This window comes from Halopseudomonas pelagia CL-AP6 (assembly GCF_000410875.1).
Taxonomy (GTDB): domain Bacteria; phylum Pseudomonadota; class Gammaproteobacteria; order Pseudomonadales; family Pseudomonadaceae; genus Halopseudomonas; species Halopseudomonas pelagia.
Genome location: NZ_AROI01000033.1, coordinates 20,822 through 32,500, shown reverse-complemented (window position 1 = coordinate 32,500; position 11,679 = coordinate 20,822). Strand labels below are relative to the sequence as shown.

Genomic DNA, 11,679 nt, shown 5'->3' with positions numbered 1-11,679 from the left:
CCCGCCACTAGGACGGGACTCTGCGCTGCAAAAAACCAGCATCACACGGTATGCAAATACCACATATATTCAAGATCCGAGATAGTCCGCTCGAACTCTTCCTGCTCGCTTTCCTTGCACAACACAAACACGTCCAGATACTCCTCGCCAATGTACTCTTTCATGACAGCGGAGTTTTCCAGCGCGCGCAATGCATCACGCAGGTTGGTCGGTAGCGACGCCTCGTGCTGATCGTAGGCATTGCCTTCGGTCATTTCCGGCGGCTCAATCTTGTTGCTGATGCCGTAGTGAATCGCCGACAACAACGCTGCCATCAACAGATAGGGGTTGGCATCCGCCCCGGCCAAGCGATGCTCGATACGCATCGACTCGGGGTCACCGCCCGGCACGCGCACCGCGACTGTACGGTTATCAATCCCCCAGGTTGGCGCGCAGGGCACAAAGAAGCTCGGGCTAAAACGCCGGTAGGAGTTCACGTTCGGGCACAGAAATGCCATGTATTCCGGCAAAGTTTGCAGCAAACCGCCAATCGCCCAGCGCAACGTCTGGCTTAGCGTGCCATCGGCGTTCGGCGCAAAGACGTTGGTACCATCCTCGTCCACCAGGCTGATATGCACATGCATACCGTTGCCCGCCTGATCGTAGTAAGGCTTGGCCATGAAGGTGGTATCCATTTCATGGTCATAGGCGACGTTCTTGATCACCCTTTTTAGTAGTACGTTGTGATCACACGCCACTACCGGATCATCGACGTGATGCAGGTTGACCTCAAACTGGCCCGGCGCCGATTCCGCAACAATGGCGTCTGCGGGGATGTCCTGCTCGTGGGCAGCCTCGATGACGTCCTGGAGGAATTCAGCGTACTCATCCAGGTCATCCATGGAATAGACCTGAACAGAATTCGGGCGCTTGCCTGACATCGGCGAACGTGGCGGTTGCGGGCGGCCAGTAATGTTCTCCTGATCGATCAGGTAGAACTCCAGCTCGAACGCCGATACTGGCGTCAGACCCAGCTCGCTGAAGCGCTTGACGATGCGCTGCAAAACATAGCGCGGATCGGCAAAAAACGGCGTTTTGCGGTCCAGTTCGTACATGGTCATTAATAGCTGACCGGTCGGGCGCTTTTGCCAGGGCTCAACACACAAGGTACCCGGAATAGGCAGGCAGACACGGTCTGCATCGCCGATTTCCAGGCCCAGTCCGGTTTCTTCTACCGTGGTGCCCTGAATATTCAGAGCAAAGATAGAGGCTGGAAGAGCAATACCTTTTTCATAGGCTTTTAAAAGGGCCGAACGATCGATACGCTTACCACGTACGATACCGTTCATATCTGCAATCAGCAGATCAATGAAGTGGATTTCCGGATGCTCGGCCAGAAAGGCCTCTGCTTCCTGGACACTAACGGGCTCAGTTGGAGCAGCACCGACTGCCGCAGCTCCGACTGCCGCAGCATCCGCTCCGGTTAGGGATGGCATGAGATATCACCTGTTGTTTGTAAAATATATCAATCACGTTGGCGTTAAGAACAGAGTAAATCCGAAAGCCCATGACGAGTCAATAGAATCCAGATCGCACAAACACGGTGCACACTGCACCAAATAAGGCCGCTGCGCGGGCTGCAGGGCAATCTGACAGGACAACTCACCGCTCCGTTTTTGAGTTTTGTGTAAATTATTTATTGTTGCTATTGTATAAAAAATTGAACAACATCCGACCCATGTACGTTATTCACTACAGGCCGTGACCCATGTCCGTCGCACGAAAACCCTTGATTGGCATCTCCTGCTGTACCAGTCAGTTGGGTCTGCATCCTTTCCATATAGTAGGTGAAAAATACATCCTTGGCGTGGTCGATGGTGCGGGCGGATTACCCCTGCTGATTCCCGCGCTGGGCGAGCAGGTCGGCTTTGAACAATTGCTCGATACGCTAGACGGCATCCTGTTCACCGGCTCACCTTCCAATGTAGAGCCACACCACTACGACGGCCCCTCCAGCGCCGAAGGAACACAACACGACGCCAAGCGCGACGCCACCACACTACCGCTGATTAAAGCCGCCGTTGACCACGGCGTGCCGGTATTGTGCATTTGCCGTGGCTTTCAAGAAATGAACGTGGCCTTCGGCGGCACCTTGCACCAGCGCCTGCATGAAGTGGGTGGCTTTATAGAACACCGCGAAAATAAAGATCAGCCCGTTGAGCAGCAGTATGGCCTATCCCACGAGGTTCATATTGAGCCAGGAGGACTACTCTATGAACTGTCAGGCCGCAGCTCGGCGCAGGTCAATTCTCTGCATACTCAGGGCGTTGACCAACTGGCGCCCGGCTTGCGGCCTGAGGCAACGGCACCTGACGGGTTGATCGAGGCGTTCTCGGTCGACCAGGCTCCCAATTTCGCGCTGGGCGTGCAGTGGCATCCGGAATGGAAGGTAAAGGAAAACGCCTTCTATCTGTCGATATTCAAGGCGTTTGGTGACGCCTGCCGCACGCGCTCAAACAGGTACTCCTGAGGATTTTATGAATAAGATTGAAGCATGGCTGAAAGAAAACAAGATCACCGAAGTGGAATGCATGGTCAGTGATCTGACCGGCATTGCCCGGGGCAAGATCGCCCCGACCATGAAGTTTATTTCCGAGAAGGGCATGCGTTTGCCCGAGAGCATTCTGCTGCAATCGGTGACCGGCGATTACGTCGAGGACGACATCTATTACGATCTGCTTGATCCTGCTGATATCGACATGATCTGCAAGCCCGACGACAGCGCCATTTACCTGGTGCCTTGGGCCCTGGAACCCACCGCGCAGATCATCCACGATTGCTACGACAAAACTGGCGAGCCAATCGAGATGTCGCCGCGCAACATTCTCAAGAAAGTGTTGAAGATGTACGCCGACCAAGGCTGGCAACCGCTGGTGGCGCCCGAGATGGAGTTTTACCTGACCAAGCGGAACGAAGACCCGGACCTGCCCCTGCAGCCACCGATTGGTCGTTCCGGGCGTCAGGAAACCGGCCGACAATCCTTTTCCATTGATGCCGCCAACGAATTTGATCCGCTGTTCGAAGACATGTACGACTGGTGCGAGGCCCAGGGCCTGGACCTGGACACGCTGATCCACGAGGAAGGCACGGCGCAGATGGAAATCAACTTCCGTCACGGTGACCCCCTGCACCTTGCCGACCAGATTCTGGTATTCAAGCGCACCATGCGTGAGGCCGCGCTCAAGCATGATATGACTGCCACCTTTATGGCCAAGCCGATCACCAATGAGCCAGGCAGCGCGATGCACCTGCACCAAAGCATCGTCGATCGCAAAACCGGGCAGAACATCTTCTCCAACGAAGACGGCAGCATGAGTGAGCTGTTCCTGCATCATATCGGCGGCCTGCAGCGCTATATCCCCGAGGTATTGCCGCTGTTCGCGCCGAACGTGAACTCTTTCCGCCGCTTTTTGCCGGACACCTCTGCACCGGTCAACGTGGAATGGGGTGAAGAAAACCGCACCGCCGGTTTGCGCGTGCCTGACTCCACGCCACAAAACCGCCGCGTGGAAAACCGTCTACCTGGCGCCGATGCCAACCCTTACATCGCCATCGCGGCCAGCCTGCTATGTGGCTACCTGGGCATGGTCGGCAAGATGGACCCTTCAGCTCCAGTCAAGGGTCGCGCTTATGAACGGCGTAACCTGCGCCTGCCGCTGACATTGGAATCCGCCTTGGAGCGTATGGAACAGTGCGCCGACGTAGAGGCCGTGTTGGGCAGTAAGTTCTGTCGCGGCTACGTTGCCGTCAAGCGCGTCGAGCACGAGAACTACAAGCGCGTGATCAGCTCCTGGGAACGGGAATTCCTGCTGCTCAGCGTCTGATCCAGCCAGTATTAGGAGTGCGTCCGGGCCGGGCGCCTTTCGAACGAAGTCGGCAGGCGCCCGGCCCGGCGAGCCGAAGACAAGGAGTATGGAATGACCAACGAAACCCATTACAGCACCGCGCAATTGCAAGCCATGGATGCAGCGCATTACCTGCATCCATTCACCGACCACAAGGAGTTGGGCGAGCGCGGCACACGGATTATCGAGCGTGCCCAGGGCGTGTATCTATGGGACAGTGAAGGCAATCAGATTCTTGATGGCATGGCCGGGCTGTGGTGCGTGAGTATCGGCTATGGGCGCACCGAGCTGGCGGATGCCGCCTACAAACAAATGCTTGAACTGCCGTATTACAACAGCTTTTTCCAGTGCGCCAATCCCCCCGCTGTCAAACTGGCCACGGCCATTGCCGAAATTGCCCCGGCGCACATGAACCGCGTGTTTTTCACTGGCTCAGGCTCTGAGGCCAACGATACCGTGCTGCGCATGGTACGCCGGTACTGGGACCTGAAAGGCCAGCCGACCAAGAAGACCATCATCGGCCGCGTTAACGGCTATCACGGATCGACCGTGGCGGGCGCCAGCCTGGGCGGCATGTCGGTCATGCATGAACAAGGTGATCTACCGATTCCCGGCATCGTGCATATTCCGCAGCCGTACTGGTTCGGCGAGGGCGGCGATATGTCTCCAGACGAATTCGGTCTATGGGCGGCGCAGCAGTTGGAAGTGAAAATTCAGGAGCTGGGTGAGGACCAAGTGGCGGCCTTTATAGCCGAACCTATCCAGGGGGCAGGCGGCGTGGTTATTCCACCTGCCACCTATTGGCCGGAGATCAAGCGGATTCTCGACAAGTACGACATCCTGCTGGTCATCGATGAGGTGATCTGTGGTTTCGGCCGTACCGGCGAATGGTTCGGCAGCCAGTATTACGACCTCAAGCCAGACCTGATGCCGATCGCCAAGGGTATGACTTCCGGCTACCTGCCAATGGGTGGCGTCATCGTCGGGGATCGGGTCGCTGAAACGCTGATTGAGCACGGCGGAGAATTTTTCCACGGCTACACTTACTCAGGTCACCCGGTGGCCGCCGCAGTAGGTCTCGAGAATCTGCGCATCCTGCGCGATGAAAAAATTGTCGAGTACGTAAAGCAGGAAGCGGCACCGTATTTGCAAAGTAAAATTGCCCAGTTGGCCGAACATCGCTTGGTGGGTGAAGTACGCGGGGTAGGACTGCTCGGCGCCATCGAGCTGGTCAGCAACAAGACCACCCGTGCACGCTTTGCCGAAAAAGGCGCGGCAGGATCGATTTGCCGCGATATGTGTGTCCGCAACGGGCTGGTGATGCGCGCAGTGGGTGACACCATGATCATGTCGCCGCCCTTGGTCATCAAGCTGGCGGAAATCGACGAGATGGTGAGTAAGATCTGGCGCTGCCTGGACCTGACAGCCGAGCAATTGGGCGTGTAGGCAAGTCTGCGGACCCGTCCGGTTCGGCCAGAGGTGGCCTGACTTGGTCTTGCACCGCGTTGTGAAAACAAATGGAGAACCGTGATCATGATCAAACCGCTTGGCAAGACCCTGCTGGCCGTGGCCTGCAGCATCACCGTCAGTAGCATGGCTTTCAGCACCCTGGCGCAAGCCCAAGGTACGGTCAACGTGTACAACTGGTCCGACTATATTGCTGAAGACACCATTGCCAATTTCGAAAAGGAAACCGGCATCAAGGTGACCTACGACGTATTCGATAGCAACGAAGTGCTTGAAGCCAAATTACTCTCCGGCAGCTCGGGCTTCGACATCGTCGTACCGTCCAATCAGTTCCTCGGCAAGCAGATCAAGGCCGGCGCTTTCAAGCCGCTGGATCGTAGCAAGCTGAAAAACTGGGACAACCTGGATCCCACCTTGCTCAAGGCGCTGGAAAACAACGACCCGGGCAACCAGTACGCCTTCCCTTATCTATGGGGCACCACCGGCATCGGTTATAACGAGGCCAAGGTTAAAGCCGCGCTGGGCGAGGATGCACCGGTGGACTCCTGGGATCTGGTGTTCAAACCGGAAAATATCCAGAAGCTGGCCTCCTGCGGTGTCGCTTTCCTCGACGCCCCGGCCGAAGTGATTCCCGCGGCGCTGTTTTATGTCGGGCTAGACCCCAACAGCACCAACGCCGACGATTATGCCAAGGCCGAAGAGCTGATGATGAGCATTCGCCCGCATATCACCTACTTCCATTCATCAAAGTTCATCACCGACCTGGCCAATGGCGACATCTGCGTTGCGGTGGGCTGGTCGGGGGATATCCTGCAGGCGGCGGCGCGGGCGGATGAAGCGGAAAACGGCGAGGTGGTCAAATACGTGATTCCCGAGGAAGGCGCCCCCATGTGGTTTGACATGATGGTGATGCCGGTAGACGCCAGGAACGTCGACAACGCCTATGCCTTCCTGGATTACATACTGCGCCCCGAAGTGATCGCCGAGGTCAGCAACTATGTGGCCTATGCCAATGGCAACAAAGCCTCGGTGCCGATGATCGATGACAGCGTATTGAATGATCCGGGCGTCTATCCCAGCGATGAAACCTTGAATAAACTCTTCACCTTGGCCGAGTTGCCAGCCAATATTGAGCGCGTACGCACCCGTGCCTGGACCCGGATCAAATCCGGCAGGTAGCTCGCCAAGGCAACAGGCATTATTCAGAACCGACCGGCGTCATAAGGCGCCGGCCAACAGCAAAAAAACAGACCAGGCCTAACGTGGGCTGGAGTCTGTCAAAGGAGACAAGATGAAAATTTCAATGCAAAAGACACTGTTGGCACTGGCCACTGCCAGCCTGCTTGGCGCGGCCGTCAGCGCTCAAGCCGCTGGCGAGCTGAAAATTTACAATTGGTCGGACTATATTGCCGAAGACACCATCGCCAATTTTGAAAAAGAAACCGGCATCAAGGTGACCTATGACGTTTATGACTCCAACGAGGTCCTGGACGCGCGCCTGCTCACTGGCCGTTCCGGGTTCGATATCGTCGTGCCTTCCAACCACTATCTGACCAAGCAGATTGAAGCTGGCGTGTACCTGGAGCTGGACCACAGCAAATTGCCGAATATGAAAAATCTCAATCCCGCGCTGATGGATGATCTGGAAAGCGTCGACCCAGGCAGCAAGCATTCTATCCCCTACCTGTGGGGCACTAACGGCATCGGTTACAACGTCGACAAGGTCACCGCCATTCTCGGCGACGATGCCCCGATTGATTCCTGGGACCTGGTGTTTGACCCGGAAGTGGCCAGCAAGCTGTCAAGCTGCGGCATTTCCATGCTCGATTCGGGCGACGAGATGCTGACATCGGCGCTGAAATACCTGGGTTTCGAGCCAAACGACAATAATGCGGAAAATCTGAAGAAAGCCGAAGAGCTACTGATGTCGGTACGTGGCTCGGTTACCTACTTCCATTCCTCGCGTTATATCTCCGACCTGGCCAACGGTGAGATCTGTGTCGCCGTCGGCTATTCCGGTGACGTTTTCCAAGCAGCCGACCGCGCCAACGAAGCCGAAAACGGTGTGAACATTGCCTACAGCATTCCGAAGGAAGGCACCCAACTGTGGTTCGACATGCTCGCCATCCCCAAGGATGCGCCCAATGCCGATAACGCCCACGCCTTTATCAACTATGTTCTGCAGCCTGAAGTGATCGCTCCGATTACCGACTACGTTGCCTATGCCAACCCCAACAGCGCCGCAGATGAATTGGTTGATCCGGAAGTATTGGCTGATCCCGCCATCTATCCGAATGAGGAAGTCATGGCCAACCTGTTCGTTGCCAAACCACGTCCGCTGGCCACTCAGCGTATCGTCACCCGTTCCTGGAACCGGATCAAATCCGGCCAGTAACACTCTGAGGGCTGCCTGTGCAGCCCTCAGCACTCTGTATTACCGGGCTACGCGTAAAAGCGCTATGCGTTACCCCATGATGCGTTACCAATAGAAAACCCCCACCCAGGTCGATTGACCAGGACGATGCGGGCCCAGACAAGCAGTGAATGCGGAGAACACTATGGTGGGTGCAGCGGGAGCCATGAAACAGGCCATGGCCAAATCTGAACCGGATGAATATGTCCGGATTGAGCGTGTCAGCAAGCGTTTCGATGACGCACTGGCCGTCGATGATGTCAGCCTCACCATTAATCGTGGCGAAATCTTCGCCCTGCTCGGCGGCTCCGGCTCCGGCAAATCCACGCTTCTGCGCATATTGGCCGGCTTTGAACGGCCCTCCGAAGGCCGCGTGTTTCTCGACGGCCAGGATATTACTGATCTGCCGCCCTACGAGCGGCCGATCAATATGATGTTTCAGTCCTACGCGCTATTCCCGCACATGAGCGTGGAGCAGAATATCGCCTTCGGCTTAAAACAGGACAAGCTCAGCAGAGCCGAGGTCAACGCCCGCGTGGCGGAGATGCTCAAGCTGGTGCACATGACCGAGTATGCCAAGCGCAAGCCGAACCAGTTGTCCGGTGGCCAGCGCCAGCGTGTGGCTTTGGCCCGCTCGCTGGCCAAGAGCCCCAAGGTATTACTGCTGGATGAACCTATGGGCGCGCTGGACAAAAAACTGCGCTCACAGATGCAACTAGAGCTGGTTGAGATCATCGAGCGGGTCGGCGTGACCTGCATCATGGTCACCCACGATCAGGAAGAGGCCATGACCATGGCCCAGCGCATCGCGATCATGCACCAGGGCTGGATTGCTCAGGTTGGCTCGCCGATGGATATCTACGAAAGCCCGGCCAGCCGCCATGTCGCCGAATTTATCGGTAGCGTCAATATTTTCGAAGGCGAGCTGATCGAGGACATGGAAGATCATGCCATTATCGAATGCGCCGAACTGGACCGGCCAATCTATATCGGCCACGGGATCACCACCCGCGCCCAAGACAGGAAAATGACCTACGCACTGCGTCCGGAAAAAGTCTGGGTGAGTACCGAGAAGCCTGAACAGGAATACAACTGGGCACATGGCACTATTCATGACATAGCCTACCTGGGCGGCCACTCGGTGTTTTATATCAAGCTGGAAAGCGGGCATCTGGTGCAAACCTTTTTCGCCAACTCCGAACGCCGGCTGCCGCGTATGACCTGGGAAGACAATGTGTATATCAGTTGGGACGATGACGCCGGGGTGATATTACACTCATGAACAAGCTGATCTCTCGCATGCTGCCAAGCGGGCGCTTCTGGGTTATCAGCGTCCCTTATCTATGGCTGTTTCTGTTCTTCCTGATGCCTTTTGCCATCGTGCTGAAGATCAGTTTCTCGGAGGCAGCCATCTCCATTCCGCCTTACCAGCCGCTGTTCGATTATGCCGAGCAATCGCTGAATGTGGTGGTCAATCTCGGTAACTATATTTTTCTTACCCAGGATTCGCTGTATGTCGCAGCCTATCTGGGCTCGCTAAAAGTCGCGCTGATCTCGACGATCATCTGCCTGGCGCTGGGCTATCCGATGGCGCTGGCTATCGCCAGAGCACCGCGCGACAAACAACTGGTTTACCTGCTGCTGGTGATGATGCCAACCTGGACCGCGATCTTAATTCGCGTATATGCCTGGATGGGCATCCTCAGCACCAATGGCATCTTGAATAATCTGCTGATGTCGATAGGCCTGATCAGCTCGCCGATGCAGATCCTCAACACCAACACCGCCGTGTATATCGGCGTGGTCTATGCCTACCTGCCGTTTATGGTACTGCCGCTCTACGCCAACTTGGTTAAGCATGACCACAGCTTGCTGGAAGCCGCGATGGATCTGGGTGCAGGCAAGCTCAAGGCGTTCTGGAAGATCACCGTACCGCTGTCAAAAACCGGGATCATTGCCGGCTCCATGCTGGTATTCATTCCGGTGGTCGGTGAATTCGTGATTCCCGAACTGCTTGGTGGGCCGGAGACACTGATGATTGGCAAGGTACTGTGGCAGGAGTTCTTCAACAACCGCGACTGGCCCGTCGCCTCGGCGCTGGCGATCGTGATGCTGGCGATACTGTTGATCCCGATCATTCTGTTTCACTATAACCAGTCCAGAGCAATGGAGAAGAACGAATGAAAAGTCGCTTCGCTTTCTCCACCATCATGCTCTGGGTCGGCCTGGCGTTTATCTACATACCCATGGTCATTCTGGTTATCTACTCGTTCAATGCCTCACGCCTGGTCACCGTCTGGGGCGGTTGGTCAGTGCACTGGTACGTTGGCCTGCTGGACAATACGCAACTGATGAACGCGGTCAAACGCAGCCTGCAGATCGCCTTCTACACCGCCTGCGCGGCGGTGGCGCTGGGGACGTTGGCCGCGTTCGTGATGACCCGCATCAAGCGTTTCCGCGGCCGTACCTTGTTCTCCGGGCTGGTCACCGCGCCACTGGTTATGCCTGAGGTGATCACCGGTCTGTCATTGCTGCTGCTGTTTGTGGCCATGGCGCAACTGATCGGCTGGCCAGCCGAGCGCGGCATCATGACTATCTGGATCGCCCATACCACTTTCTGCACGGCATATGTCGCCATCGTCGTCAGTGGGCGACTGGGCGAGCTTGATCAGTCTATCGAAGAGGCGGCCATGGACCTCGGCGCGCCGCCGTGGAAAACTTTTCTGCTGATCACTGTGCCGATGATCGCACCCTCGATCGCCGCAGGCTGGCTACTGTCGTTCACACTATCACTGGACGATCTGGTACTCGCCAGCTTCGTGTCAGGCCCCGGAGCCACGACGCTGCCGATGGAGGTATTCTCGGCCGTCCGTTTAGGCGTCAAACCCGAAATCAACGCCATCGCCAGTGTCATCCTGCTCGCGGTAGCGCTATTTACGCTCCTGGCCTGGTTTCTGGTGCGCAGCGCCGACAAACGCAGCCGCATGCCGCCGCCCGAGGACGACAAGCACATCACCTGGCAAGCGGCCATTAACAGCCGTAAGCACTCTTAAAACAAAAGGCGCCAATAGGCGCCTTTTGTTTATCAGCCATTCGCCCTTTGTTTGATCCAGAACCCGTAGTTGGCAGCAACCTATCAATAGGTTAACCTGCAACTGAATGAACGTTCATTTATATTAATGCGCGTCATTAAGCCTGGGCATGGCCGCTAGTTAGCTACCGCCCAACTCGATAACCTGAAGGATGTACAACGGAGCAATACCGGATAAACTGGGCGAATGAATACTCATTCGAACACTGCAAAAACAACTCGCCCACGGATCAAGGACAAGCGCACCGCCATATTGCAGGCCGCGCTGAAGGTGTTTGCCGAGGGCGGCGTCAATGGCGTCCCGATGCCGGTGCTGGCTGAACAGGCGGGCGTGGGTACGGGCACAATCTACCGATATTTCAGCAGTAAAGAAGCATTGGTTAATGAGCTGTTCAGGGAGGAGAAGCTGAGTCTGAACAGACGCCTGTACTCGAAGCTGGATAAGAGTCTGACGCCTTACGAGAAATTTGCGCTAGTGTGGCAGAGGATGGTGCTGTACACCCGTGAAGCACCCGCGTCCTATCGTTTTATGGAGCTGCAGGATCATCGTCCCTATCTGGACGAAGAAAGCCGCACCATGGAGCACGAAGCGATAGCACCGATTCTCGAGCACTATCGCTTATTGCAGAAGCAAGGCGTGTACCGCAAGGATATCCGCGCCGAAGTATTGATGGCGCTGATCTGGGGTGCCTTTGTCAACTTGATCAAGGCCGAGCGGGACGGTCTTTTCAGCCTTGATCAGGCCGATATCGATGCCGCGCGAGATGCCTGCTGGAGCCTGTGTACCGGTTGAGCCCTGCTGTACCACGACGATCTGCAACGTG

The 11,679-nt window shown here is 56.3% G+C and carries 10 protein-coding genes; 9 read left to right on the top strand and 1 reads right to left on the bottom strand.

The window, feature by feature from the left end; translation table 11 throughout:
• Nucleotides 1–41: 41 nt before the first annotated feature.
• Nucleotides 42–1,475: a glutamine synthetase family protein gene (locus K787_RS0119290; protein WP_022964452.1), complete on the bottom strand. Its 1,434-nt coding sequence runs from the start codon at nt 1,473–1,475 to the stop codon at nt 42–44.
• A 272-nt stretch (nt 1,476–1,747) separates the two neighbouring features.
• On the opposite strand from K787_RS0119290, the gene K787_RS0119285 reads away from it, so the two are divergent.
• The 9 genes from K787_RS0119285 to K787_RS0119245 all read left to right on the top strand — a co-directional run bounded on the left by K787_RS0119285 (nt 1,748) and on the right by K787_RS0119245 (nt 11,648).
• Nucleotides 1,748–2,509, top strand: a complete 762-nt coding sequence (locus tag K787_RS0119285; RefSeq protein ID WP_022964451.1) for a gamma-glutamyl-gamma-aminobutyrate hydrolase family protein — start codon at nt 1,748–1,750, stop codon at nt 2,507–2,509.
• Between the two features lie 7 nt (nt 2,510–2,516).
• Entirely contained in the window at nt 2,517–3,863 is a 1,347-nt protein-coding gene (locus K787_RS0119280) for a glutamine synthetase family protein (RefSeq protein WP_022964450.1), read from the top strand.
• Nucleotides 3,864–3,956: 93 nt separating this feature from the next.
• Nucleotides 3,957–5,330 (top strand): aspartate aminotransferase family protein, encoded by a 1,374-nt coding sequence (locus tag K787_RS0119275; protein ID WP_022964449.1) that lies wholly within the window; start codon nt 3,957–3,959, stop codon nt 5,328–5,330.
• 90 nt (nt 5,331–5,420) lie between these two features.
• Nucleotides 5,421–6,530 carry an extracellular solute-binding protein gene (locus tag K787_RS0119270; protein WP_028615114.1) on the top strand — a complete coding sequence of 370 codons (1,110 nt, stop codon included), beginning with the start codon at nt 5,421–5,423 and terminating at the stop codon, nt 6,528–6,530.
• Nucleotides 6,531–6,654: 124 nt separating this feature from the next.
• Nucleotides 6,655–7,746 (top strand): polyamine ABC transporter substrate-binding protein, encoded by a 1,092-nt coding sequence (locus tag K787_RS0119265; RefSeq protein WP_370736761.1) that lies wholly within the window; start codon nt 6,655–6,657, stop codon nt 7,744–7,746.
• A gap of 163 nt (nt 7,747–7,909) precedes the next feature.
• Nucleotides 7,910–9,046, top strand: coding sequence for an ABC transporter ATP-binding protein (locus K787_RS0119260; protein ID WP_022964446.1), 1,137 nt, complete (start codon nt 7,910–7,912; stop codon nt 9,044–9,046).
• Nucleotides 9,043–9,948 (top strand): ABC transporter permease subunit, encoded by a 906-nt coding sequence (locus K787_RS0119255; RefSeq protein ID WP_022964445.1) that lies wholly within the window; start codon nt 9,043–9,045, stop codon nt 9,946–9,948. The genes K787_RS0119260 and K787_RS0119255 overlap by 4 nt, the downstream gene beginning before the upstream one ends.
• On the top strand, nt 9,945–10,817 hold the full coding sequence (locus tag K787_RS0119250) for an ABC transporter permease subunit (protein ID WP_022964444.1): 873 nt from the start codon (nt 9,945–9,947) through the stop codon (nt 10,815–10,817). The genes K787_RS0119255 and K787_RS0119250 overlap by 4 nt, the downstream gene beginning before the upstream one ends.
• Before the next feature lie 225 nt (nt 10,818–11,042).
• Complete coding sequence (locus K787_RS0119245) at nt 11,043–11,648, top strand: TetR/AcrR family transcriptional regulator (RefSeq protein WP_022964443.1); 606 nt, start codon at nt 11,043–11,045, stop codon at nt 11,646–11,648.
• Nucleotides 11,649–11,679 lie beyond the last annotated feature (31 nt).

Bases quoted from the DNA above. Each gene is read 5' to 3' on its own strand.
- K787_RS0119245 (WP_022964443.1), top strand. From the start codon at position 11,043: ATGAATACTCATTCGAACACTGCAAAAACAACTCGCCCACGGATCAAG.
- K787_RS0119290 (WP_022964452.1), bottom strand. From the start codon at position 1,475: ATGCCATCCCTAACCGGAGCGGATGCTGCGGCAGTCGGAGCTGCGGCA.
- K787_RS0119280 (WP_022964450.1), top strand. From the start codon at position 2,517: ATGAATAAGATTGAAGCATGGCTGAAAGAAAACAAGATCACCGAAGTG.
- K787_RS0119255 (WP_022964445.1), top strand. From the start codon at position 9,043: ATGAACAAGCTGATCTCTCGCATGCTGCCAAGCGGGCGCTTCTGGGTT.
- K787_RS0119265 (WP_370736761.1), top strand. From the start codon at position 6,655: ATGCAAAAGACACTGTTGGCACTGGCCACTGCCAGCCTGCTTGGCGCG.
- K787_RS0119275 (WP_022964449.1), top strand. From the start codon at position 3,957: ATGACCAACGAAACCCATTACAGCACCGCGCAATTGCAAGCCATGGAT.
- K787_RS0119250 (WP_022964444.1), top strand. From the start codon at position 9,945: ATGAAAAGTCGCTTCGCTTTCTCCACCATCATGCTCTGGGTCGGCCTG.
- K787_RS0119285 (WP_022964451.1), top strand. From the start codon at position 1,748: ATGTCCGTCGCACGAAAACCCTTGATTGGCATCTCCTGCTGTACCAGT.
- K787_RS0119260 (WP_022964446.1), top strand. From the start codon at position 7,910: ATGGTGGGTGCAGCGGGAGCCATGAAACAGGCCATGGCCAAATCTGAA.